This window comes from Leclercia sp. 119287, assembly GCF_009734485.1.
GTDB lineage: Bacteria > Pseudomonadota > Gammaproteobacteria > Enterobacterales > Enterobacteriaceae > Enterobacter > Enterobacter adecarboxylatus_C.
Genome location: NZ_CP046445.1, coordinates 43581 through 67734, shown reverse-complemented (window position 1 = coordinate 67734; position 24154 = coordinate 43581). Strand labels below are relative to the sequence as shown.

Here is a 24154-nt window from a genome sequence, read left to right as displayed (position 1 = left end):
GAGCATTGCGCATAAATCGTGCATAACTCCTTTATGTGCGTTTTACGTGATGGAAGACCATGAAATTTATTGGAAAGCTTCTCGTCGGTATTCTGGCCGTTGTGCTTATTGCGATCCTCGCGCTCTATATCCTTGTTCAGACCCGCTGGGGCGCGGCGCAGGTCAGCAGCTGGATCACGGTAAACACCGACTACGAACTCAATTTTGACCTGATGGATCATCGTTTCTCGTCGCCCACGCACCTGGTGCTGAAAAACGTCACCTTCGGGCGCGACGGTCAACCCGCGACCCTGGTCGCGAAGATGGTGGATATCGGCGTGAGCAGCCGACAGCTCACCGATCCGCTGCACATGGATACCATCACCCTGTTTGACGGCACGCTGAACCTCTCCCCGCAGACGGCACCTCTTCCCTTCCAGGCCGATCGCCTGCTGCTGAACAACATGGCGTTTAACAGCCCCAATACCGCGTGGGATCTGAGCGCACAGAAGGTCACCGGCGGCGTGCGTCCGTGGGACCCTGAAGCAGGCAACGTGCTGGGTAAAAAAGCCAACATCCAGATTAGCGCCGGGTCGCTGACGCTGAACGGCGTCCCGGCCAGCAACGTGCTGATCGAGGGCGAGCTGACCGACAAAGAGGTGATCCTGACCACCATCGGTGCCGACATGGCGCGGGGCTCGCTCACCGGTACCGCGCGTCGCGACGCCAACGGCGGCTGGAAGGTGGACAACATGCGCCTGAACGACATCCGCCTGCAGAGCGATAAATCGCTGTCTGACTTCTTTGCCCCCATCACCACCCTGCCGTCGTTGCAGATTGGCCGCCTGGACGTAACCGACGCCCGCCTTCAGGGGCCGGACTGGGCGGTTACCGATCTCGACTTAAGCTTGCGCAACCTGACCCTGAGCCAGGGCGACTGGCAGAGCGAGGATGGCCGCCTGTCGATGAACGCCAGCGAATATATCTACGGCTCGGTGCATCTGTTCGACCCGATCCTCAATGCGGAATTTTCTCCGCAAGGGATCGCCCTGCGCCAGTTCACCTCGCGTTGGGAAGGCGGGATGGTGCGCACCTCCGGCAACTGGTTGCGCAGCGGGAAAGCGCTGGTACTGGATGATGTCGCCGTCGCTGGGCTGGAATACACCCTGCCGGAGAACTGGAAAACGCAGTGGATGGAGACCCTGCCGGAATGGCTGCACAGCGTCACGCTGCGTAAATTCGGCCTGAGCCGTAACCTGGTGATCGACGTGGACACCGCCTTCCCCTGGCAGATCACCGCCCTCGACGGCTATGGCACCAATCTGCAGCTGGCGAAAGATCGCCAGTGGGGCGTATGGGCGGGCACCGCCACCCTGAACGGTGCGGCCGCCACCTTTAACCGCGTGGACGTGCGTCGTCCGTCGCTGTCGCTTACGGCTAACGCCTCGACCATTGCCATCAATGAGCTGAGCGCCTTTACCGAAAAAGGGATTCTGGAGGCGAAGGCCAGCGTTTCGCAGACGCCGGTGCGGCAGACTACCATCAACCTGACCGGGCGTGGCGTGCCGTTGAACGTGATCCAGCAGTGGGGCTGGCCGGCATTGCCGGTGACGGGCGACGGCAATATCCAGCTCAACGCCAGCGGCAATGTGCAGAAAGATTCGCCGTTGAAGCCGACGGTCAACGGCAGGCTTAGCGCAATAAATATGGATAAACAGCAGGTCACGCAGACGATGACGGGTGGGGCGGTGAGTACGGTTGAAACACCCGCACCAACACCGTAGGCCCGGTAAGCGATAGCGCCACCGGGCATCAAGCCGCACTGCATCGCCGGGTGGCGGCTTCGCCTTACCCGGCCTACAACATCAAAACCGTAGGCCCGGTAAGCGCAGCGCCACCGGGCGTTTTACAGACGGCTCAGAGGTGGATCACGACCTCCTCCCCCTCCGTTTTCACCACCACGCCCCACTCGCTCCCCGCATGTGACGCGCCTTTCACGCCGCTAATCTGATGCACATTGCGCAAACAGACCGACCAGTTCCGCGCTTCGCCGCGCCCTTTTAACGTCAGGGTATCCCCGTTGCGCGTCGCGGTCAGGGTAAAGGCCACGGCACCGTTGGCCGCCGGCACCTCGCTTACCGCCGTGGCACCATCGTCCAGGTTAAACAGCTGGAAAGTGGTGCCTTGATTCCACGCATAGTCCGGCTTCTGGTCGTTATTGCCCAGCGCCAGCAGGGTGTTGTCACGCACGTAGACCGGCAGGCTGCGGAAGTCGTGCTGCTGTTTATGCCAGCGGCTGCCCTGCACCTCGTCGTTGCGCCACAGGTGCGTCCAGCGCCCTTCCGGCAGGTAGAACTGCACGTCGCCCGCCTCGCTGAACACCGGGGCCACCATCACCGAATCCCCCAGCATGTACTGGCGGTCGAGATAGTCGCAGGCCGGATCGTCCGGGAACTCGAGCATCATCGCCCGCAGCATCGGGGTACCGAACTCGCGGGCCAGGGCTGCCTGGCGATAGAGGTACGGCATCATCCGGCATTTAAGCTGCGTGAAGTGGCGCACCACGTCGCAGGACTCATCATCGTATGCCCACGGCACCCGGTAGGATTTACTACCATGCAGGCGGCTGTGGCTGGAGAACAGGCCGAACGCGCACCAGCGTTTATAGACATGCGCCGGAGCGGTGTTTTCGAACCCGCCGATATCGTGGCTCCAGAACCCGAACCCGGAGAGCCCGATCGACAGCCCGCCGCGCAGGCTTTCGGCCATCGACTCGTAGTTGGCGTAGCAGTCCCCGCCCCAGTGCACCGGGAACTGTTGCGCCCCCACCGAGGCCGAACGGGCAAACAGCACCGCCTCCTCTTCGCCTACCGTCTCTTTCAGCACGTTCCACACCAGCTCGTTGTAGATGTAGGCGTAGTGGTTGTGCATCTTCTGCGGATCGGAGCCGTCGAACCACTGCACGTCGGTCGGGATGCGCTCGCCGAAGTCGGTTTTGAAGCAGTCGACGCCGATATCCACCAGGCCTTTCAGCTTGTCGGCATACCATGTGCAGGCTTCCGGATTAGTAAAGTCGTAGATCGCCAGCCCCGGCTGCCACTTATCCCACTGCCACAGGGAGCCGTCCGGGCGTTTCAGCAGGTAGCCCTTCTCTTTCAGCTCCTTAAAGATCGGTGATTTCTGCCCGATGTAAGGGTTGATCCACACGCAGACCTTCAGCCCTTTCTCCTTCAGGCGGCGGATCATCCCCTCCGGATCCGGGAAGGTCGCCGGGTCCCACTCGAAATCGCACCACTGGAAGGCCTTCATCCAGAAGCAGTCGAAGTGGAAGACATGCAGGGGCAGGTCGCGCTCCGCCATGCCGTCGATAAAGCTGTTCACCGTCGCTTCGTCGTAGTTGGTGGTAAACGAGGTGGTGAGCCACAGGCCAAACGACCAGGCCGGCGGCAGCGCCGGACGCCCGGTGAACTGCGTGTAACGGTTGAGCACCTCTTTCGGCGTCGGGCCGTCGATCACGAAATACTCCAGGTACTCGCCCTCGACGCTGAACTGCACCTTCGACACCTTCTCGGAGCCGATTTCAAAGGAGACGTTTTCCGGGTGATTCACCAGCACGCCGTAGCCGCGGTTGGTGAGATAGAACGGGATATTTTTGTATGACTGTTCGGTGCTGGTGCCGCCGTCGCGGTTCCAGGTTTCGACCGTCTGGCCGTTGCGTACCAGGGCGGTGAAGCGCTCGCCGAGGCCGTAGACGGTTTCGCCCACCCCCAGATCCAGCCGCTCGAACATGTAGTTGCGATCGCTGTTGCCGTCCTGCACGTAGCCATTGTTTTTCAGCTGGCTACCGGTGATGCGCTGGCCGTTTCTGAGGAAATCGAGCGCCCAGAACTCGCCTTTGGTGACGCGGACGCTGACGTTGCCGCTTTTCAGCTCAGCAAACTCCGCGTTGTTTTCAATCTGGACGCTGACGTCTTTCAGGACGTTGAGCGGATAGTGCGGGCCGTTATCCAGCGCGCCCTGGAAGTGCTCGATGCGCACCCCGACAATCCCCTCCTGCGGCGCAAACAGGCGCACGGTGAACATCAGGGTGTCGAGCTGCCATGTGCGCTCGCGCACGTCGCGCGGGGCGACATAGACCACCAGGTCGTTGCCCTGCTTCTCCACATCGAATACCTGAACCGGATACGTCACGTTGAGGCCCGGTTGAATTAGCCAGTTTCCGTCACTGATTTTCATGCTTTCGTCCTCTTAGTTCTGCAATTCTTTGCTGACCGGCAGATTGTTGAATTCCTGCTGATTACGACGCGCGCCCTGCGCCAGGTCGTTCATGATTTTCATCAGGAATGGCGTTTTCAGGCTGTAGTAGCGTTTGGCAATCACCGCGCTCAGCAGGTAGCACGCCGCCGGGACAAGGGTAAACAGGGCAATGATGATGCTGATGGTGGCGCTGTTCTGGCTTTTGGCTGTGGCATCGTAGCCGCCGCCTGCCAGCATCCAGCCGATTAATGCTCCGCCCAGGGCCAGGCCCAGCTTGAGCACGAACAGCGTGCCCGCAAAGCTGATGCCGGTCAGGCGTTTGCCGTTGGTCCACTCGCCGTAATCGACGGTATCGGACATCATCACCCACTGGATCGGCGTCACCAACTGGTGCAGGACGCCGATGACGAAGATAAAGCCGAACATGGTGATGCTGGCCTGCATCGGCACGAAGAACATCGCCACGCTGGCTACCGCCAGCAGGGCGTTGGTCCACCAGAAGACGCTGACTTTGCATTTCCAGTCGGTGAGCGGTTTCGCCAGCGCGGAGCCAATCAGGTTGCCGACGCAGTAGGTGGTGAGGAAGGCGACGAACAGCTCCGGCGAGCCCATGATCCAGGTGACGTAATACATCATCGCCCCGCCGCGCACGCAGACCGCCAGAATATTGAGGATGGTGAGCAGCCCGACGATGCGCCACTGGTCGTTCTGCCAGATATCGCGCAGATCTTCGCGCATGGAGGTGGTGCTCGGCGGCACCTGGATACGCTCTTTGGTGGTGAAGAAGCAGAACGCCAGCATCAGGAAGGCCACCACCGACAGCACCGCGATGCCGCCCTGGAAGCCGAACGCTTTATCCTCGCCGCCAATCATATTCACCAGCGGCATCATCAGCACCGTAGAGAGCATGCCGCCCGCCGTCGCCAGCACAAAGCGCCAGGACTGGAGGGAGATACGCTGCGTTGGGTCGTTGGTGATCACCCCGCCCAGCGCGCAGTAAGGGATGTTGACCACGGTATAGAGCAGGGTCAGCAGCGTATAGGTGACGGCGGCGTAGATCATCTTGCCGTTCAGGCTGAGGTCCGGCGTGGTGTAGGCCAGCACGCAGACCAGGCCAAACGGGATAGCGCCGAACAGGATCCACGGGCGGAATTTCCCCCAGCGGCTGCGGGTGCGGTCGGCAAGCAGCCCCATGCAGGGGTCCGAAATCGCATCCAGCGCGCGCGCCAGCAGGAACATGGTGCCGACGAACCCGGCGGGGATACCGAAGATATCGGTGTAGAAGAACATCATGTAGAGCATGACGTTGTCGAAAATGATGTGACTTGCGGCGTCACCCATGCCGTAACCAATTTTCTCTTTGACGGATAAAACTTCGCTTTTCATTCTTATTCCTTCACGCGTAGGGCGCTGAGACCGGTTACATATTTTGTAAACCATAGCGATCGGGGCAGGTATTGCGTTTTCTGGTTACGTTTTTACGTTTCTTGTTTTTTGTGATCGCGTTAAAAGTGCGGAGGCGGAAAATGTAAGCTGAGGATTTTCTTATGGTTTACGCTGGAGGGTTAGCGCAGGTCAAAAAAGGGGTGAAATAAGTGAGGGAAAAGATGGGGTAAATGATTGAAAGTAGCTATAATGCGCCCCGCCTCCATGTAGCAATCGAGGCGCGGAAGATCGTCATCTCCGGTGAGGTGGCTGGACTTCAAATCCAGTTGGGGCCGCCAGCGGTCCTGGGCAGGTTCGACTCCTGTGATCTTCCGCCAAAATTTCCTACCATCTATAATTGTAATTTTGGGAATTAGGGTTCATTACTCTCTCTATTCCATTTTCAATTAACCCTTTTCTCAATGCTTTACTTATCAAAAGAAAACTAGGTATTTCTAAAAGTTTTTTTCCATTTATTTTTATTTTTGCACAGCTCACAACTAAATCATTCCTTGGCTGATCAAAAGGAAAACTATGAGTCCTATTAAAGCCATGGTGGCCAAGAAGTTTTGAACGTAGCTTTAGCGATCTATAGATGACTGAAAGTAACCATCCATCTAATTGCCGTAATTGTTCTTCATCCGTAACAAGCGGATAAAAACTCATTACCCCTTTGAAAAATATTCTTTTTGATCTTCCTGATAAAAAATTCTTAATAGTTGAATCCTGAAGACCACCATACATATATCTACGAATCTGTACCATGGCTCTTAGAAAATTCTCATCTTTATTATTTGCTGGAATTGATTGTCCAGCAAGATTACCATTTTTTAAAGGCTGAATAAGATTTCTATAGAGCAGATAGGAAATCTGTTTTTTTATTTTAATTATGGAGGTATTTTTTATTGATACCTTATCAACTGATAATGAGTATCCTAAGAAATCCAGATTCCTTTTTGAGACAATTTCAGATTTTAAGCCATCTTTTATTAACAAAGATATCCCATCTGATTTTTTTACATTTATTTTCACTCCTGCACTTTTAGAAAACTCAGTAATCAAATTAAAAGCATTGCAGATTTTAGTATAATCTCTTGTCCATACAATTGTATCATCAGCATATCTCGAAAACTTCACGCCCTCTCGCTCCAAGGCCTGATCAAAATTCCAGCAACAAAGATTGGCTAAAAAAAGACTAATTGAGGTCCCTTGAGGTATCCCAACCTTTCTATCTAAAAGAAATGCTTTAATTATATATTTTTCTTCTTGGCTGATAAAAAAACCATTCTTCTTAAACTGATCATAGAGGAAACTATGTTCGATAGTTCCAAAGAAATCTGAAAAATCAAATTCAGCAATAAACATTCTCTCGCTGAGAGACAAATCAACAAAAATATCCTGTATTGCAAAATGTACGTTTCTGTCATTCCTATATGCATAGGAAAAAGAACTAAATCTATGCTTGTTTTTTTCCAAAAGTCGATTGAAGAACAATTTTGAAACCGCAGCATCAGGAATTTGATAAATAGATACAGTTCGCTCTCCACCGCCTCTTTTTGGAATTTTCTTCAGGTGAACTTCATTTGGTTTATACGTTCTATTTGCAATTTTCTGAGCAATTGAATGAGCTATGCTTTTATGTTTTCTTAACACATGAAAAGGGTTAAATTTTTTATCCTTTTCCCAATAATCGGGAGTGTGAACTTCTTTTTTCTTAGTGTAAGAAAGGCCAAATCTTTTGCTATTCCTTAAATGCTCAAGATGTAATCTATTATGATATTCATGGTAACGATCAATTAGTTTCTTAGCTTCTTCTTTAATAGTTTCGCTTAATAGTTGTTCTAGGCTCATTTTTTCTCCCTCATAAAAAAAGCCTGAGAAGAATCTCAGGCTATTCCACGGTACCTGTCCAAGCAAAAGTAAGTTATCACTTGGTTGAAAAAGGTTCGACCCCCCTCCCCCAGCGATTCACAGAGTGAATCGGAGACCTCTAGTGAGGTAGAAGACAAGCCCGTTACGCCTATTGTGCGCTAAAGTAATAATGCCTCGAATATCTTTTTAGGACAAGTCTGATAAGAAGCTGAACGGAAAATTTATTATTTATGGGAATCAAGTCGCAATTTACAAGCATCCTTCACCCACTTACTAAAATTCCCTTTCCCCGCAGCTTTCTCAATCTGTTCTAAAAGCTCATCCTCGAACCGGATGTTCTTCATCGTGCTTTTGGTGCGGTCAAAATTTGGCTTCTTTTTCTCTTGCATGGTAGGTACCATTTCGGTTAGTTTATCACCATGTGGTACCTACCACATGGATTCAGATTTGAAGCAACGCCCGGTAGTGTTCGAGCACTAAAGGGCGTCTAACCTCACCAACTATCAAGGAGTTGATTATGGCTGATTCGCATTCTACCCCAGACACCATCGCAACCGGAACTGAGCGTACATTAATTGTGGGATATCGCCCGCAAGGTCTCGATCGCAGTACGCCCAACCTGATCCTTTCCGGCAAATGGCTGCGTGCGGCGGGGTTTGATACCGGAGATAAAGTCACGGTAAAAGTCATGGATGGCTGCATTGTTGTGTTAGCGCACAACCCGCATGAGAAGAAGCTGTTAGACGAATTAAAGCTGGCGCAGCAGAAGCTAAAAGGCATTGAAGGTGCGCTCGCCGCGGCGTAACGTTCGCGCTATGCAGATTTTGTAGGCCGGGTAAGGCGAAGCCGCCACCCGGCGTTGTGCTCGAATTAACCCTCGTACCGCATATGCAGCAACGGGAACGGATTTCCCTGCCCGTCCAGCTCTGACCGCCCGGTCTGCACAAACCCCATATGCTGATAAAACCCCACGCCCTGCGGGTTTTGCTCGTTAACATCCACCTCGTTAGCGCCGAAATGGTCAATGGCGTACTTCAGCAACAGCGAGCCGACGCCTTTTCCCCGGCTCGCATCATCGACAAACAGCATTTCGATGCGGTTTTCGTCCACGCCCAAAAAGCCGTGAATGGCGCCGGTTTCATCCCGAGCAATCACAACGTTTAAATTTGGCAGATAAGCGTTGAGTAATAACGGGCGTAACGCCGTGATATCGCTCTCCTGCAGAAAATGGTGAGTGGCACGAACGGAGGACTCCCAGATCGCGACGAGACGTTCAAAGTGTGAAGGAACTGCGGTTTCGATTTTCATAATGCGATCATGATAGGGCAATAGATCTTAATCAAGTGTTAACGATTACCCTTTCCCGATGGGAGAGGGAACCTAAACCCGCACCTCCATCACCGCATACACCCCGTCTTTCGGCACGATCACCGTCACGTTTTCCACAGCGATACCCGCCGCGAGATGAATATCCTGCAGCTGCTGCAACGTGCGCGGGAAGATGGGCGTCCAGCCGATACAGCGCAGGGCGAAATCAATCTGCGGGCTGCTGGTGAGCATGTTCGAGATAATCAGCGCTCCGCCGGGTTTAATCAGGCGCAGGACATGTTGCAGGAAGGTCACTGCCTCGGTGTCGTTGAAGTATTCGAAGATCCCCAGCGCGTCCACCAGCTCGACCTTGCCTTCGCCCAGTTCCTGTATCAGTTTATCGCTGTGGATCAGGCCGTCTTTCAGATCGCGCTGCAATATCGTCACCTGCTCCCCGACTCTCAGCCCTTCGGCGGCGGCCATTTTCTCTGCCCAGCGCAGGGAGACGGGATCGTAATCCACCAGGGTTAAATGCACGTTTTGCCCGTCCAGATGGGCACCGCGCAGCGCCTCCAGCACCGGGACGGCCGCCCCGCTGGCGAGGCTGACCCAGACGTTGTCGATGTCGTTATGCAGGTACTGTTCCGCCAGCACGGAGAGCACCTTCGCCCGGGAACGGATGCCGATAGCATCGTTGGCGTGGATAAACCACTGGCGGCTGCGGCTGTCCATCCGGGTGCCGTCGGGGAGATGCTCATCCAGCGGGTTCTGGATGGCGTACAGGGCCAGCGCGGTGGGCACCAGCCGGGTACGCCAGGCGACGACCGCCGGGCGTGTCGCAAAAGCCTTTTCAGACCACTGATGCTGACATTTAATCCGCTTCACGCCGCTGGCATCCTTTTCAATCAGCGGCGGCATTAGCTGCGGGTCCGCCTTTAACGCGCAATCGACGGCGTTCAGCTCACGCGTCACCTCGTCTTTCATCGGCCAGTTGTCGCTGATATCGGGAAACGACGCGCTGTAGATCGTCATGGTGGTCGGCGCGGTGCCGCGAAAGGGTTGCCAGTGCATATGTCATCTCCCGTGTGCCCATGACGCAAGTCTATTCCCCTGCCCGCACATTGCCCCAGGAAGAAAGCACGATCTTTAGTGTCTCACCCATATCAGCTCATCCACCCGGAAGCCCAGGCTGCGCGCGGTATTGAGATAATCCTGCTTCACCGCATCCGGAATGGTTGGCGTACGCGACAGGATCCACAGATAGTCGCGATCCGGGCCGCTGACCAGCGCGTACTGGTAGTCATCGTCCAGCTTGATCACGTTATAACCGCCGTAGAACGGGCCGAAGAACGAGACCTTCAGCGCAGCGGTAGTTGGCTCGCCGGTGTAATAGGCTTTGCCTTCGCTCTCACTCCACTTGCGCTTCAACGGGTCATAGCCCCGGTTAAGCACGCTGATCCCGCCGTCGCTGCGCTTGCCGTAGGTGGCGGTCACCTGCTCCATGCCGCGCTCAAAGCGGTTTTCCAGACGGGCGATTTCATACCACTTGCCCAGATAGCGGCTGGCATCAAAATTGGTGATCGGCTGCACGCCTTTCGGCGGCGTAGGGGATTTACAGGCAACCAGAGTCAGCGCAATGGCGACACCGGTCACAACGGGCCATAGTTTCATGAGAACTCCTGTCATTTGCACGTTTTGAATTAAAGTGTAGTGCACCGATCTGGCGCTTCATCCCGCCGGAAAATATTCGTAGTATATTGAGATTATTCCCCCCTTTCGGACGCAGGCATGGCTTACTCCATCGGCGAATTCGCCAGACTCAGCGGGATCACCGCTACTACGCTGCGGGCATGGCAGCGTCGCTACGGTTTACTCAAGCCCCAGCGCACCGAGGGCGGCCATCGCCAGTACAGCGACGAGGATATCCAGCAGGCGCTGAAAATCCTCGACTGGGTGAAAAAAGGTGTGCCCATCGGCCAGGTGAAGCCGCTTCTGGAACGCCCTGCCCCGAGCCGGACCAACAACTGGCAAACGCTGCAACAGACCATGCTGCAGCGTTTGCAGGCGGGCAAAATCGAATCCCTGCGCCAGATGATTTACGATGCCGGTCGCGAGTATCCGCGCCCGGAGCTGGTCGTAAACGTGCTACGCCCGCTGCGCAGCCAGGTCTCGGCCAACGTTCCTGCCGTCATGACCCTGCGCGAAATTCTTGATGGCATCATCATCGCCTACGCCTCGTTTTGCCTTGAGAGCGATAAAAAAGCGCCGGGCGACAACCTCCTGCTCAGCGGCTGGCACCTGAACGATCCGTGCGAAATCTGGCTCGAAGCCCTGGCGCGCACCGGCCAGGGCCACCGTATTAACATTCTGCCCATTCCCCCTGTCGCGCTGGCACCGGAGATCTTCCCGGACCGCCAGTGGCTGTTGGTCACCAGCGGTAAACTCACCGCCGCGCGCAAAAAGCAGGTGGAACAGTGGCAGCAGCAGGTTGCCCTTGAGGTAATTATCCTCTGATTATTTTCTCCTGCGGGAATCTTCACGAAAAGTTGAATATTTTCCCGCGCGGCAAATGCTAACGTTTTCCTGTGACTTATCACTCCACAGGAAAACATGATGAAAAAAACTGCCCCTCTGCTGATCCTCGCCGCTATGGCCTTTGCCCCTGTCGCCTTTGGTGCCGCCCCTGCCGGCACCCTGAGCGTGCATATTCTTGACCAGCAAACCGGCACGCCGCCGCCGGGCGTCACCGTTACGCTGGAAAAGCAGCAGCAGGATAAATGGACCCCGCTTGCCAGCGGCAAAACTGACCAGGACGGACGCATTAAATCGCTCTATCCGGCGGATCAGGATATGCAGCCTGGCGTTTATAAAGTGACCTTCAAAACGGCAGAATACTTCCACGGCAACAAGCTGGAGTCGTTCTTCCCGGAGATCCCGGTGCTGTTTACCGTCACCCGCACCAACGAAAAACTTCACATTCCACTGCTGCTCAGCCAGTACGGTTATTCGACCTATAAGGGCAGCTAAAACTGATTGATATGTATAGATAATAAAAAATATATCCGCCAATACTTGGACAAAATAATCATTTTGTGTAACTTTTAAAGAGTCACTCTGGAGGTGCACATCATGACAACGAAACCAGTGCTGGGTATTAGCGGATGCTTGACCGGTTCCGCCGTTCGCTTCGACGGCGGTCATAAGCGTATGGGCTTTGTCATGGATGAACTGGCAGAGTGGGTGAACTTCCGGCCCGTTTGTCCGGAAATGGCGATCGGCCTGCCGACACCTCGCCCGGCGCTGCGCCTGACGCAGATCGCCAGCGGTGAGACGCAAATGCGGTTCAGCAAAGCGCCTCACGAAGAAGTCACCCAAAAAATGACCGACTTTGCAGCAGGTTATGTGCCGAAACTGGGCGATCTCTGCGGATTTATCGTCTGTGCTAAATCGCCAAGCTGCGGCATGGAACGCGTGCGGCTGTATGATGAAAAGGGTAATGCGGGTCGCAAGGAGGGTGTCGGGCTGTTCACCGCCGCCCTGCTTGAAGCCTGGCCGTGGCTACCGGTGGAGGAAGATGGACGCCTGCATGACCCGGTGCTGCGGGAGAACTTTGTCGAGCGGGTTTTCGCGCTTCATGAGCTGAATACGCTGCGGGCGAATGGCCTGACGCGCCGCGGGTTGCTGGATTTCCATAGCCGTTACAAACTCCAGCTGCTTGCGCACCATCAGGCGGGCTACCGCGAGATTGGTCCGTTCGTCGCCTCGCTGCACGAGTGGGACGATCTGGAGGCCTTCTTCGAGGCCTATCGCGAAAAGCTGATGACGATCCTCAGAAAACCCGCGTCGCGGAAAAACCACACTAATGTGCTGATGCATATTCAGGGCTATTTCCGTAACCAGCTGAACAGCCGTCAGCGCGGCGAATTACGCGACGTGATCCTGCATTATCGCGACGGGTTACTGCCGATTCTCGCCCCGCTCACGCTGCTGAAACACTATCTGGCCGAATATCCCGACCGGTATCTGATGACGCAAAACTACTTTGATCCCTATCCCGACGATCTAGGTTTGCGTCTGGCCGTTACCTGAATGTCAAATGCGAGGCCCCATTGACCCTGAGAGGCCCGAAGCACTACCCCGTTTAGACGACACCTCACTGTCGTCTTTTTTTTGCACTTTGCGTAGAACACTGTAACTTTGTACAGGATTAGTCCGCCAAAGTGGGTCCGCCGATGATCAATACCCTGCATATTCAAAACTACCGCTCGATTCGCGACCTGTCGCTGGATCTGCAGCAGCTCAATATCGTCTTCGGTCCGAACGGCACCGGGAAATCCAATATTTACAAGGCGATCCACCTGATGCACAGCGCGGCACAGGGGCAGTTTTCCCAGGCGCTGGCCAATGAAGGCGGGATTTTAAAGGTCTTCTGGGCGGGCAAAACCCGCAGCGATCGGCTGCGGCGCATGAATCTGGCGGTGGAAACCGAGACTTACGAATATGAACTGCAGGTGGGCTTTGTCGAAAAGCTGCCTTATCCCTCACAGTTTCAGCTCGATCCGGTGATCAAAGAGGAGTCCATCTGGCTGAGCGGCCAGCACCGACGCCCGTCGTCACAGCTAATGAAGCGCAAGAATCAGGCCGTGTTTCTTAATAACGTGCATCACGAAAAAGTGACCCACAGCGGCACGCTGTACGAGAACGAATCGGTGTTCGGGCAGCTGGGGGAGCCGCACCTCTACCCGGAGGTGTCGCAGATGCGCGAGTCTTTGCGTAACTGGCGCTTTTATCATGAGTTTTCCGTCTCCTCCGGCTCGGCGATCCGCGCCCCGCAGGTGGGGTTCCGCTCCCCGGTGCTGGCCAGCGACGGCGCAAACCTGGCCGCGGCCTTTCAGACCATTGTCGAGATTGGCGACGAGCTGCTGCTGATGCGCATCCTCGACCAGGCCTTCCCCGGCTGCGTGTTTTACAGCGACAACACCGGCGGGCGTTTTCGCATGATGATGCAGCGTGAAGGCTTAAGCAGACCGCTGGAGCCCGCGGAGTTTTCCGACGGCACGCTGCGTTTTCTCTGTCTGGCGGTGGCGCTGTTAAGCCCGCGCCCGCCCGCCTTTATCGCCCTCAATGAACCGGAAAACAGCCTGCATCCGCAGATGCTGCCCGCGCTGGCGAGTCTGATTGCCGAGGCCAGCCGTTACTCGCAGATCTGGCTCACCAGCCACTCCCCGGAGCTGGCGAAGCTGATTGAAAAACACCGGTCGTTTTCGCTCTATCAGCTGTCGATGGTGGAAGGGGAAACGCGGATGGAGAAGCTGGGGTAAATGCCGGGTGGCGCTGCGCTTACCCGGCCTACGATCGCATACGGAACGTTTTGCGCCACTCCGCCGGGCTGACGCCAAAGCGGGCTTTAAACTGCTGGCGCCAGGTCACGGCTGAGAGGTACCCCACCTGCTCCGCCACCGCCTCGATCGGCAGATTGCTGCTCTCCAGCAACAGCTGGCTACGCCGCAGGCGTTCGGCGGTGATCCACGAGGCAACACTCATCCCGGTGGCTTTCATAAAATGGCGGGTCAGCGTGCGGCGACTCATCGCCACGCTCTCTGCCAGCGTATCCAGGTTCAGCGGCTGGCTGATATTACGCTGGAGATAATCGATCAGGTTGTTGATCCGCGCATCGCGGGTCGTTTCCGGCACCGGCTGGGCAATAAACTGCGCCTGCCCGCCCTCGCGGTGCGGCGGGACGATCATCCGGCGGGCAATCTGGTTGGCGACCTCGCTGCCAAAGCGCTGCCGGATGATGTACAGGCAACAGTCCAGCGCGGCGGCAGTCCCGGCAGAGGTGATGATGTTGTCGTCATCGACGTAAAGCGCATTGATATCCAGCTCTACCGCCGGGAACAGCGACTGGAACTGGCGTTCAAATTCCCAGTGAGTCGCCGCCCGTTTGCCATCCAGAATGCCTGCATATCCGAGAACAAATGACCCCAGACACAGCCCGACGATTTCCGCTCCGTTGTCTCTGGCCTGCACCAGGCTGTCGAGCAACGTCTGCGGCGGGCATTCAAGCACGTGTGCCCAGTAAGGCACCACGACGATATCGGCCTGCCTGATGGCGGAATAATCCTGCGTGGCATTGAGGGCGAAACCCTCCCGGGAGGTCAGTAACCCCGGGTTTTCGGCGCAGATCGTCACGTTAAAGCGCTTTTTACCCGATACGGTATCGCCAAAAAGAATGCAGGGCACAGAGTAGTGAAAGGGGCTGAACCCGTCGACGGCGACAATCGCCACTGTTGTTAGCTTCACACTGTTCTCCTCTGCCCCGATACTGTTCAGACTATAACGCTTTCCCCGTCCTGAGGAATAATGACCGCCTCACCTATCTGGTTGGCGTCGACGTATTCCCGCAGTGCGCTGCGCGTCAGCAGGCAGTGGTTAATGGCCTCCATATGGACGGCGACAAGTTTTGCCTGCGGCAGCAGGAAGTGCACATTCAGCACATCCTCCGCACCCATAATGATGGGCCCGAAGCCGATCACGTGCGCGTACCCGGCGTTGAGCACCACCACATCCGGCTGCAGCTTTTGCAGTTCGTCGGCGACCTGCGGACGCAAAATGGTGTCGCCTGCAATCAGCAGCGTTTTTTCGTCGGGATGGCGAAACACCACGCCGCACGCCTCACCGAGCAGCTCAGCCAGCTCCGGCACCGCGTAAGCGCGGTCGGTACCGTGCTGACCGCCGTGGGTTTTGCTCAATTGAATCTCGCCAAACGGCGTGTTGTCCGTCAAAACGGTCAGATTGTGGAAGCCCTGGCTGCGCAGCAGCCGGGCGTCATCGTCGTGCTGCACAAAGATCGGCATCGCTTTGGCGATCCGCTCGATGGCATGCTGATCCCAGTGATCGGCGTGGGTATGGGTGACGATTACCGCATCGACATCCAGCAGGCTTTCCACCGCGCAGGGCAGCTCCACCGTCGGGTTGCGGATCTCCGCCCGGGCGGTGCCGGGGAAACCAGGGTATGCGTCTTTGGGTGCCAGCAGCGGGTCAATCAGAAAGCGTTTTCCGGCATAGGTGATGAGCTGCGTCGCGTTGCGAATGTGGGTAATGTTCATGGTCTGTTCTCCGGTTTGTATGCGGAAAGCATAGCCGGAGGGCTGGTGACAGGATGTGGGCAAAAGGGCAATCAGCGATGGGATCGGGCCAAATTTAAAGGATGCGGTTCATGATATGGAGCGCTACGGTCCTATGCTAAATTAATAAAAGTTATTAACTGTTATTAAGTGAGGTTAACCATGCCTTCGCATGCCAAACAGACCATCAGTGCCCAAATTCCTGTAGAACTGGCACTGGCTATTGAAAAGCTGGCCCAGGAACTGGATCGCTCAAAAAGTTGGATCATCAAGGAGGCGTTAACGTTCATGCTGGCAGAACGTGAACGTCGTCATAACGATATCGTGAGAGGGCTGGCTGACGTTGATGCCGGACGGGTAGTAAGTCACTCAGAGATCCTGGATTTTGCGGCACGCCTGAAAAAAGAGTAATTCATGGAAATATTCTGGACACGGAAAGCTCAGGACGATCTTGAAAGGATTTACCAGTTTGCACTGTAATGGGCGTATTTCTGCCCCGTTACGCACCGCGAGAAGTCAGAAAAATGTTTTTTGATGAATATGAAATGCACTATGAAATACGGGGCACTACGCTCTATATTCTCGACCTCTGGCATTGCCGGGAAGATCGCTAGCGCCCCGCATTTATTCTATTCCCAGCCCGGCACTGCCCCGCCGTTAAAGATCGTCTCTGCCGCCTTCGCCACTTCTGGCGACTGATACGACTGGATAAATTCCTTCACGTTTTCCGCATCTTTGTTGTCTTCCCGCGTCACGACGATATTCACGTACGGCGAGTTTTTATCTTCGATAAAGACGCTGTCATGCACCGGCGAGAGTCCGGTTTGCTGGAGATAGGTGGTGCTGATAATCGCCACATCCACTTTCGGATCGTCCAGCACGCGCGGCAGCTGCGCCCCTTCCAGCTCCATGATGTTCAGCTTTTTCGGGTTGGCGGTGATATCCAGCGCCGTCGGCAGCAAACCGACGTCCGGTTTCAGGGCGATCAGCTTTTCGTTTTGCAGCAGCAACAGCGCGCGGCCCAGGTTTGTAGGGTCGTTCGGGATGGCGATGGTCGCGCCGTCCTTCAGCTCCGCCACCGATTTGATCTTGCGGGAATAGCCCGCCATCGGGAACACAAAGGTGTTGCCGACGGCCACCAGCTTGTAGCCGTGGGCTTTATTGTCTTCCGCCAGGAACGGGCGGTGCTGGAAGACGTTGGCGTCCAGCTCCCCGTGGTTGGTGGCGTCGTTTGGCAGCAGCGAGCCGCTAAAGCCCACCAGCTCGACATCCAGGCCGAACTTCTCTTTCGCCACTTTTTTGGCGACTTCCGCCACGTCCTGCTCGGCGCCGTTAATTACGCCCACCTTAATGTGTTTGGCATCGCTGCCGCTTTGGTCACAGCCCGCCAGCAGCAGGCCAGCGAGAAGAAGCGCACCTAATCGAAGTTTCACCCGTCATATCCTTTTGATAACTGTTTTATCGACTATATCGGCAACGCAGCGGCAGGCTAAAAAACGAAATGGCATCAGTAAGAAGGATAAGTTATAAGCGGCCTGACATACTCTAAAAAACAAAAAGTAACAATGAGCGCCTGTAGGCAGGCTAATAAGGAACGGGAGAAAAAATAAATAGCAATGATATTACAAGTTGCGCATATTTAGGGATGATATTAAAGATAGTATTCATGTAATAAAAACATTAGCGCATAGAAATCCAGTTGATTTAACTCAATAATTTAAAATCTTATAGTACTAATCTTTTGCCATCAAAATCCTGTTAGGTAATCCTGTATGAAACAATTAAACTGGCTTAAGGATACTGGAATGAAAGACCATAAACCCCTGGAGTTTATATCGGTCAGTGAAGTAATCAAAAACAGAGCAGGTAAAGCCGGACGGCTTCCTGTAACAAACAATTTAAGCATTACTCAAATTTGTCGCACCAGTAACAACCAAATAGTTCGCTATATGACGATCAGGATCCCTGAAGATATTATGTCCAGAGCACGGTTCAAAAAAGGTGACCGTATTGATATTGGCTTTACTGATGATGGATCCATCTGGCGATTAAAAGTCGTTCCAAACGGTGAACAGGGCTATAGCATTACAACACCATCAAATAACCCCAAAAGAGGCCAGCTTAGATTGACGTGGTGTGAAGGCATCCCAGTGATTGGTAATGACAGAGCAATAACCAAAGCACGTGCTATCGCAGATGAAAAATCAATGAGAGTATCTCCTGCAGAAATTATATTTACTATCGGTGAAGTCAGAATCGAAGCCAGAGGTGAATCGTAACTTAAGAAGTTAGTACTATATAAAAACCTGAGCGACATGCGCGTCATTTTCTGACAACACTCAAAGTCATTACTTTTGTAATACTCAAGAGTGTTGTTTCCTCAGATATCTTAATGGCTTTTAAAAATCTTAAGCGACCCTCTCTGCACTCTCATTCACCCCGCTTCCGCAGCGGGCCTCGCGCAAAAACCATCACAGCACAAAGGCCAGCACTGGTATCGTAGGCCCGGTAAGCGGAGCGCCACCGGGCGTTGGGGCTCAGGCTGCGGTGGTCCAGTCCTCGATAGTCAGTTCCTGCACCATCGCAAAGGCACGATCGTTAGTCACAATGGTTGTGCCCCGACTGAGAGCGTGCGCTGCGATCAACTGATCGAGATCGCCCATCACTTTCCCTCTCTTTTCCATTGAGGCGCGTAGTTTGCCGTAGATTGCCGCGGCGTCACTGTCCCAGTCGCAAACGGTGATAGTTTTAAGAAATTCCGAGATGGTTTCATGCAGTCTATGGCTTTGCTTTTTGGCGACGCCATAAAGCAATTCAGCCTCCGTTATGCTTGAAATGCACATCTCTTCAGGTGCTATTTGAGAATAGCGATCTACCACGCTGGGATGTTGCTTCACGAGGTGGCTGACTATGTTAGTGTCCAGCATATGCAGCATTTTCTATAACCCTTCAAGAGGATCTCTTGTCGTATAACTCTGATTGCGCTCCTCCTTACTCAGGAATGAATCAGGTACCTGCGTCTGCTTCAGTAAACGCAAAAAATTCTCCCTGTGCCGTTCTTTCTCTGACATAGCCCTCAAAACAACATTCCCCTCCTCATCCCGCCGGAGCCAGACGTTCTCCGTATCAAACGCGAACTCTGCGGGCAGTAACACCGCCTGGTTTCGCCCTTTTTTGAACAGTTTTGCTTTACGTTCCATCGCAACCTCTGCTGTTTTATTGACCAGGCCAAAGCATGCGCCAGCAGCGTTAAGGAAGACAAGCCTGGTCATCAAGTTTCGGAAAGCGACTCGCAACAATGAGCGGAACCGCTAACCTTACGCCTCCCGCTTGCGCAGCGGCGCCTCGCGCAAAAACCACGACAGCACAAAGGCGAGCACCATAATTCCTGCCGCCATCAGGAATACCGCATGAATGGCGGAGCCAAAGGCGTCCAGGTAGTCCAGGCGAAGAGCGTCAGGCAGATGGTGAATCGCAACAGGATTCATCTCCCGCGGCAGTTCGGTGCCCTCGGGTATCCGCGCCATCAGGCCCGACTGCAATACGTGAGTGAAGACCGCGCCAAACAGCGCCACGCCAATCGCCCCGCCAATAGAGCGGAACAGGGTCACGCCGGAGGTCGCCACCCCATACTGGTCCGCAGACACGCTGTTCTGTACCGCCAGCACCAGCACCTGCATCACCAGACCCAGCCCCGCCCCCAGCACGCCGGTAAACAGGTACAGCTGCCAGACCGGCGAATTAATGGTGATCCGCGTGAGCAGGGCCATGCCGACCACGCCCAGCAGGGTGCCAAGGATCGGGAACAGGCGGTATTTTCCGGTGCGGCTGATAATGCGGCCGCTGATGATGGAGGTCAGCAGCAGCCCGCCCATCAGCGGGATCAGCTGTAGCCCGGCCTGGGTAGGGGTGGCCTCTTTGACAATCTGCAGATAGAGCGGCAGGAAAGTCACCGAGCCAAACAGCGACATACCGATAATAAAGCCAATCAAGCTGCATAACAGGAAGCTGCGATCGCGGAAGAGCGACAGGGGAATAATCGGCTCCCACGCCAGCCGCTCCTCATAGATAAATCCGGCGATGCCCGTCAGGCCAAAGGCCAGAATGCACCACAGCTGCGGGTCGCTCCACTCCCGTACCGTGCCCCCTTCGCTGGTAAAGAGGATGATGCACAGCAGCGCCATGCTGAGGTAAATTGCCCCCAGATAGTCGATCTCATGTTTATTGCGCTTCGCGCTGCCGTGGAAGACCGCGCCGATCACCAGCAGGGCAAACACCCCCAGCGGCAGGTTGATATAGAAAATCCAGCGCCAGGAGGCATGCTGCACCAGAAAGCCGCCGACCAGCGGGCCGATCACCGTAGCCAGACCAAAGACCCCGCCGAACAGGCCCTGATAACGGCCGCGATCCGCCGGCGGGATCACATCCGCCACCGCCGCCATGCTAATCACCATCAGCCCGCCACCGCCTAGCCCCTGCAGGGCGCGCATCAGCACCAGCTGGGTCATATTCTGCGCCAGCCCGCACAGGGCAGAGCCCACCAGAAAAAGAACAATGGCGATTTGCAGCACGATTTTGCGGCCAAAGAGATCGCCAAATTTGCCGTACAGCGGCACCACGATGGTGGAGCTCAGGATATAGGCCGTCACCACCCAGGATAGCTTATCCAGCCCGCCCAGCTCGCCCACGATGGTGGGCAGCGCCGTGGAGACAATGGTCTGATCGAGAGCCGAAAGCAGCATCACCAGCAGGAGCGCGCTAAACAGCAGTCGGATAGAGGGCGCGTTTTTGGTTTGCGTTGTCGATTCGGACGCCATAAAACACCGCTTGAAATTAATTAATTGGGTAATTAATATTTAATGAAGTTATGAATCAGGTCAAGGGATCCCCCGCGCATGTCAGCACATAAAGATAATTCTGAGCCCACGCCACAGGCCCGCCGCCCGGGGCGTCCGCGCGGGAACAAACCCACCGCCACCAGCCGGGAACAACTGCTGGATATCGCGCTGGATCTCTTTGCGCGTCAGGGGATTGCCCGCACCTCCCTCAACGCAATCGCTAAAGAGGCGGGCGTGACGCCGGCGATGCTGCACTACTATTTCAACTCCCGGGAGCAACTTCTTGATGCCATGATCGAGGAGCGTTTTCTGCCGCTTCGCAGCGCCATCGCGACGCTTTTCAGCACTCACCCGGACGATCCGGTGACCGCCCTAACGCTGATGGTGAAAAAGCTGGCCGACCTGGCCGTCGAGCACCGCTGGTTCGCGCCGCTGTGGATGCAGGAGGTGATTGGGGAAATGCCGGTGCTGCGGTCGCACCTGCAGGCCCGGTTTGGCGATGAGAAATATCAGGCAACGCTGGATACCATTGCCCGCTGGCAGCAGGAGGGAAAACTGAACCGCGATCTGGCCCCGGAACTGCTGTTCACCACCCTGTTAAGCCTGGTGCTGGTGCCTTTCTCGCGGATGCGCAATGACGAGAGGTTAACCACTCTCTCGCCTGACAGTATTGTGCGCCATGTGCTGGCGGTGATAGGTCATGGTATTGGCGCTTAAAGCGCCTTCGAGAGGTAATGCCGCTGTATTCCCGGGTAGGGAAAATCGTCCAGCGTCATGGTCAGCTCATAGCCCTGCTTCTCGTAAAACGGACGCGCCTGGAAACTGAAGGTATCCACCAGCGCATGCTGGCACCCCTGGCGTTTAGCTTCCTCTTCGGCGGCCTGCATCAGCTGGCCACCGAGCCCGCTGCCGCGTATTTCCTCGCTGACCCACAGATATTTGATGTTCAGCCACACGCCCTGACGGTTGCCGATCAGCCCGCCGCGCATTTTGCCGCCTTCATCGCGGGCATACACGGCGATATCACTCGCCACGCGGGAAAAACTAATAAACTGGCTGTTGTAGACCCGCAACCCCTGCAGTAACTCTTCCTGTTCGTGTTCAGTAATGGTGTCGGTAATACTCAGTTGCATATCATTCTCCCGTTACGTTGCACGTCGACTATCCCACATTCTGCCCACGATAAAAACAGCAAACTCTGGCGTAACGCGCGTTAAAAAATGTAAGTGCAATCAACGCTAAATTGCCTTTGCGAGCAGCATCACCCTTTGTTCTCTGGCAGCCGCCTGCCGTCACAAATTTTTCTTCCGGGTTTGCCTGTCCGCCAAATTGTGCGGCTACGCTTATTCGTACCCCTGCGCAACTATTGGCAAAATTAATACTTTCGGCTTGGGTCGCAAAGGCGGATGTAACGATATATTTCATAAACGTGTGTGGTTTTTCCGGAGGTTTCCATGAAGTCAGCGCACCTGTTTTGCCTAGTAGTCTGCCTGCTTTTTGCCGCCTTCGTTCATGCTCAGGAACTGAACGACCCGGTCAAATTAGAACAAATGAAACAGTCGGTTTTGAAGGATGTGAAGAAAGCCTGTGCCCCGCAACGCAAGCAAAGTGATAAAGAGTGGCAGGCGATGATTATGGCCTCTGAGGCCAATCAGATGCTGGTCAAAAATGCGGTCGTGGCGATGGAGCGGAACAACCAGGAAGGTTACTGGGATGCCGTGAGTCAGGTGGACTGCATGGAGGATTACTGATTACGCATTAAGGGGCCCTACAGCCCCCTTAATTTTTTTAGCGTCGCACATCCGGAATAATTAAATCCCCGCGCAGCACATACGAACCCAGCATCTGGGTCTTCTCATTCAGCCAGCTGACAATCCGTGCCGCCATGGCATCCATCGAGTACTCAATCGCCGGAATGGTCGGAATGCCCGGCAGGTGCAGGGAGCCCGCAAGACTGAATACCATGATGTCGCCCGGTACCGATCGGTTGAACGCCTGCAGCTGCGGGATCACCCGCTGCGCTTCCTGCTCATCGGCCACCAGTAGGGCGTTGAAATTCACCGTAGTGGCGTTGTTAAGCAGCTCCTGCAGGGCCACGGAGGATGACGTGGCTTCCATAAAGACCAGGTTGCGATTAAACGGCAGGAAGTTCTTTTCCAGCCCATGCTTGTAGCCCAGCAGCACCTGATCGGCAAAACCGCTGCCGTGCGGGTGGATCAGGGCAATCTGGCGTCGCCCCTGGCTGGCAAGGAAGTTACACGCGGTTTCCGCGGCAAAGGCATGGTCGTACTGGATACTGTTGACGTTGTTGGTTTCCATGCAATCCACCAGGATGACGTTCTCCTGATCGATATGCAGCGGAAAACGGGCGCCGATAATCAGAATGTCATCGCATAACCCGCAGGACAGTTCATCCAGCGCGCTCATGACTTCGGCTTTGGTGTTGGCGAAGCGAAGCAGCAGGTGCTTCTGGTGCTGGCTAAGGTGTTTTTCCAGCGCGTACAGATAACCGGTGGTCTGGTTAATGTTGTCCTGGGCGCAAATGACGCCGATACAGCCGGTAGACTGGCTGAGCAGCGACTGGGCAATCACATTTGGCCGATAGTTCAGCTCTTCCACTGCTTTCAGTACGGCCTGGCGGCTGGCTTCCTTCACGCCGCGCGACCCGCTCAACACCCGTGATACCGTGGCTTTGGACACCCCGGCCAGACGTGATACATCGTTGATTGTAGACATCTTTATCCCCTGACAGGTCTCTCCAGGCCCCTGTAATTCCTGATTCCACTTCGGCTCATATTATAGCCACTCAGGAGTATATCTGTTTCCGTTTTCCATGGAAACCGATTTTCCGTTTCCACTCCATATGATGCAAAAGCAGCCAAAATTCGTGACCTGAATCTGATAATCAGGGCCCATAAGCAAGGGATCTTGATGGCTGTCACACTTCTGTCTTATATCAATGGAAACCGGTTTCCATATGTTATCCAATCATCTCCGCAATAACTATTTACATTTTGAGGATGGTTGTCGATGTTCAAGATAATGCTGTGCTGTTCTGCCGGGATGTCCACCAGCCTGCTGGTTCGGAAAATGGTCGAAGCCGCGAACGAACGCGGTTTACCGGTCAAAATCGATGCGTATGGTGTTTCAGAATTTGATACACAGTTTCCGCAATATCAGGTCGTGCTTCTCGGACCGCAAGTCAAATACATGTTAAAAACGCTCTCAGACAAGGCTGCCACCCAGGGCATACCCGTACAGTCCATCGATACAATGGATTACGGTATGCAACGTGGCGATAAAGTGCTGGACTATGCTCTGTCGCTCATCGAAGCGGCACACTAAGAA

The 24154-nt window shown here is 54.8% G+C and carries 27 protein-coding genes and 1 tRNA gene; 12 read left to right on the top strand and 16 right to left on the bottom strand.

The features are described 5' to 3' along the window. Window positions 1-59 precede the first annotated feature (59 nt). Entirely contained in the window at window positions 60-1763 is a 1704-nt protein-coding gene (locus tag GNG27_RS00350; protein WP_156262625.1) for an AsmA family protein, read from the top strand. A 133-nt stretch (window positions 1764-1896) separates the two neighbouring features. Here GNG27_RS00350 and yicI read toward each other — a convergent pair whose 3' ends face one another. Together yicI and GNG27_RS00340 are read right to left on the bottom strand one after the other, a co-directional pair. Continuing rightward, window positions 1897-4215, bottom strand: a complete 2319-nt coding sequence (gene yicI, locus GNG27_RS00345) for an alpha-xylosidase (protein WP_156262624.1) — start codon at window positions 4213-4215, stop codon at window positions 1897-1899. Window positions 4216-4227: 12 nt separating this feature from the next. Beyond that, complete coding sequence (locus GNG27_RS00340; protein WP_156262623.1) at window positions 4228-5622, bottom strand: glycoside-pentoside-hexuronide family transporter; 1395 nt, start codon at window positions 5620-5622, stop codon at window positions 4228-4230. Between the two features lie 282 nt (window positions 5623-5904). Here GNG27_RS00340 and GNG27_RS00335 point away from each other — a divergent pair. Continuing rightward, window positions 5905-5999: transfer RNA gene (locus GNG27_RS00335), tRNA-Sec, on the top strand. Between the two features lie 7 nt (window positions 6000-6006). Here GNG27_RS00335 and GNG27_RS00330 read toward each other — a convergent pair. Together GNG27_RS00330 and GNG27_RS00325 are read right to left on the bottom strand one after the other, a co-directional pair. Further along, on the bottom strand, window positions 6007-7512 hold the full coding sequence (locus GNG27_RS00330; RefSeq protein ID WP_156262622.1) for a reverse transcriptase domain-containing protein: 1506 nt from the start codon (window positions 7510-7512) through the stop codon (window positions 6007-6009). A 245-nt stretch (window positions 7513-7757) separates the two neighbouring features. Continuing rightward, on the bottom strand, window positions 7758-7922 hold the full coding sequence (locus tag GNG27_RS00325) for a YlcI/YnfO family protein (RefSeq protein WP_156262621.1): 165 nt from the start codon (window positions 7920-7922) through the stop codon (window positions 7758-7760). Between the two features lie 128 nt (window positions 7923-8050). Here GNG27_RS00325 and GNG27_RS00320 point away from each other — a divergent pair, with 128 nt between their 5' ends. Next, window positions 8051-8338, top strand: a complete 288-nt coding sequence (locus GNG27_RS00320) for a SymE family type I addiction module toxin (RefSeq protein ID WP_156262620.1) — start codon at window positions 8051-8053, stop codon at window positions 8336-8338. A gap of 65 nt (window positions 8339-8403) precedes the next feature. On the opposite strand, the gene GNG27_RS00315 is transcribed toward GNG27_RS00320, so the two are convergent. The 3 genes from GNG27_RS00315 to GNG27_RS00305 form a co-directional block, all read right to left on the bottom strand. Beyond that, window positions 8404-8841 (bottom strand): acetyltransferase, encoded by a 438-nt coding sequence (locus GNG27_RS00315; protein WP_156262619.1) that lies wholly within the window; start codon window positions 8839-8841, stop codon window positions 8404-8406. A gap of 72 nt (window positions 8842-8913) precedes the next feature. After that, a complete protein-coding gene (locus GNG27_RS00310; RefSeq protein ID WP_156262618.1) occupies window positions 8914-9912 on the bottom strand; it encodes a cyclopropane-fatty-acyl-phospholipid synthase family protein in 999 nt (332 codons plus the stop codon). A gap of 75 nt (window positions 9913-9987) precedes the next feature. After that, window positions 9988-10512 (bottom strand): lipocalin family protein, encoded by a 525-nt coding sequence (locus tag GNG27_RS00305; protein ID WP_156262617.1) that lies wholly within the window; start codon window positions 10510-10512, stop codon window positions 9988-9990. Window positions 10513-10629: 117 nt separating this feature from the next. On the opposite strand from GNG27_RS00305, the gene GNG27_RS00300 reads away from it, so the two are divergent. The 4 genes from GNG27_RS00300 (at window position 10630) to GNG27_RS00285 (ending at window position 14162) form a co-directional block, all read left to right on the top strand. After that, window positions 10630-11355 carry a MerR family transcriptional regulator gene (locus GNG27_RS00300; RefSeq protein ID WP_156262616.1) on the top strand — a complete coding sequence of 242 codons (726 nt, stop codon included), beginning with the start codon at window positions 10630-10632 and terminating at the stop codon, window positions 11353-11355. Between the two features lie 99 nt (window positions 11356-11454). After that, complete coding sequence (gene uraH / locus GNG27_RS00295; protein WP_142487704.1) at window positions 11455-11868, top strand: hydroxyisourate hydrolase; 414 nt, start codon at window positions 11455-11457, stop codon at window positions 11866-11868. Window positions 11869-11970: 102 nt separating this feature from the next. Further along, entirely contained in the window at window positions 11971-12930 is a 960-nt protein-coding gene (locus tag GNG27_RS00290) for a DUF523 and DUF1722 domain-containing protein (RefSeq protein ID WP_142487703.1), read from the top strand. Window positions 12931-13073: 143 nt separating this feature from the next. After that, window positions 13074-14162, top strand: a complete 1089-nt coding sequence (locus GNG27_RS00285) for an AAA family ATPase (protein ID WP_156262615.1) — start codon at window positions 13074-13076, stop codon at window positions 14160-14162. A 28-nt stretch (window positions 14163-14190) separates the two neighbouring features. On the opposite strand, the gene GNG27_RS00280 is transcribed toward GNG27_RS00285, so the two are convergent. Both GNG27_RS00280 and GNG27_RS00275 read right to left on the bottom strand, forming a co-directional pair. Then, entirely contained in the window at window positions 14191-15144 is a 954-nt protein-coding gene (locus GNG27_RS00280) for a GlxA family transcriptional regulator (protein ID WP_156262614.1), read from the bottom strand. Window positions 15145-15170: 26 nt separating this feature from the next. Continuing rightward, the gene (locus tag GNG27_RS00275) at window positions 15171-15950 is read right to left on the bottom strand and encodes an MBL fold metallo-hydrolase (protein WP_156262613.1); all 780 of its coding nucleotides are present in this window, start codon (window positions 15948-15950) and stop codon (window positions 15171-15173) included. A 180-nt stretch (window positions 15951-16130) separates the two neighbouring features. Between GNG27_RS00275 and GNG27_RS00270 the strand changes: the two genes are divergently transcribed. Further along, window positions 16131-16379, top strand: a complete 249-nt coding sequence (locus GNG27_RS00270; RefSeq protein ID WP_156262612.1) for a CopG family ribbon-helix-helix protein — start codon at window positions 16131-16133, stop codon at window positions 16377-16379. Between the two features lie 218 nt (window positions 16380-16597). Here the strand turns inward: GNG27_RS00270 and nlpA are convergent, their stop codons facing one another. Continuing rightward, window positions 16598-17401, bottom strand: coding sequence for a lipoprotein NlpA (nlpA, locus tag GNG27_RS00260; RefSeq protein WP_142487699.1), 804 nt, complete (start codon window positions 17399-17401; stop codon window positions 16598-16600). Window positions 17402-17740: 339 nt separating this feature from the next. Here nlpA and GNG27_RS00255 point away from each other — a divergent pair, with 339 nt between their 5' ends. Next, the gene (locus GNG27_RS00255) at window positions 17741-18247 is read left to right on the top strand and encodes a hypothetical protein (protein WP_142487698.1); all 507 of its coding nucleotides are present in this window, start codon (window positions 17741-17743) and stop codon (window positions 18245-18247) included. A gap of 258 nt (window positions 18248-18505) precedes the next feature. Here GNG27_RS00255 and GNG27_RS00250 read toward each other — a convergent pair whose 3' ends face one another. The 3 genes from GNG27_RS00250 to GNG27_RS00240 are packed head-to-tail and all read right to left on the bottom strand — an operon-like array spanning window position 18506 to window position 20785. Further along, entirely contained in the window at window positions 18506-18904 is a 399-nt protein-coding gene (locus GNG27_RS00250; RefSeq protein WP_197090550.1) for a type II toxin-antitoxin system VapC family toxin, read from the bottom strand. Window positions 18905-18907: 3 nt separating this feature from the next. Further along, complete coding sequence (locus GNG27_RS00245) at window positions 18908-19240, bottom strand: antitoxin (protein ID WP_370462884.1); 333 nt, start codon at window positions 19238-19240, stop codon at window positions 18908-18910. A 45-nt stretch (window positions 19241-19285) separates the two neighbouring features. Continuing rightward, window positions 19286-20785, bottom strand: coding sequence for an MDR family MFS transporter (locus GNG27_RS00240; RefSeq protein ID WP_156262611.1), 1500 nt, complete (start codon window positions 20783-20785; stop codon window positions 19286-19288). 78 nt (window positions 20786-20863) lie between these two features. Here GNG27_RS00240 and GNG27_RS00235 point away from each other — a divergent pair, with 78 nt between their 5' ends. Continuing rightward, window positions 20864-21523 carry a TetR/AcrR family transcriptional regulator gene (locus GNG27_RS00235; RefSeq protein ID WP_156262610.1) on the top strand — a complete coding sequence of 220 codons (660 nt, stop codon included), beginning with the start codon at window positions 20864-20866 and terminating at the stop codon, window positions 21521-21523. Here the strand turns inward: GNG27_RS00235 and GNG27_RS00230 are convergent. Next, the gene (locus GNG27_RS00230) at window positions 21520-21939 is read right to left on the bottom strand and encodes a GNAT family N-acetyltransferase (protein WP_142487695.1); all 420 of its coding nucleotides are present in this window, start codon (window positions 21937-21939) and stop codon (window positions 21520-21522) included. The genes GNG27_RS00235 and GNG27_RS00230 overlap by 4 nt on opposite strands. A 28-nt stretch (window positions 21940-21967) precedes the next feature. Next, a complete protein-coding gene (locus GNG27_RS00225) occupies window positions 21968-22231 on the bottom strand; it encodes a hypothetical protein (RefSeq protein WP_142487694.1) in 264 nt (87 codons plus the stop codon). 29 nt (window positions 22232-22260) lie between these two features. On the opposite strand from GNG27_RS00225, the gene GNG27_RS00220 reads away from it, so the two are divergent. Beyond that, window positions 22261-22557 (top strand): YicS family protein, encoded by a 297-nt coding sequence (locus GNG27_RS00220; protein ID WP_032615642.1) that lies wholly within the window; start codon window positions 22261-22263, stop codon window positions 22555-22557. Between the two features lie 37 nt (window positions 22558-22594). Here the strand turns inward: GNG27_RS00220 and GNG27_RS00215 are convergent, their stop codons facing one another. Beyond that, window positions 22595-23542, bottom strand: coding sequence for a LacI family DNA-binding transcriptional regulator (locus GNG27_RS00215; RefSeq protein ID WP_142487693.1), 948 nt, complete (start codon window positions 23540-23542; stop codon window positions 22595-22597). A gap of 294 nt (window positions 23543-23836) precedes the next feature. On the opposite strand from GNG27_RS00215, the gene GNG27_RS00210 reads away from it, so the two are divergent. Continuing rightward, window positions 23837-24151: a PTS sugar transporter subunit IIB gene (locus tag GNG27_RS00210; protein ID WP_032615638.1), complete on the top strand. Its 315-nt coding sequence runs from the start codon at window positions 23837-23839 to the stop codon at window positions 24149-24151. The last annotated feature ends 3 nt before the right edge of the window (window positions 24152-24154 follow it).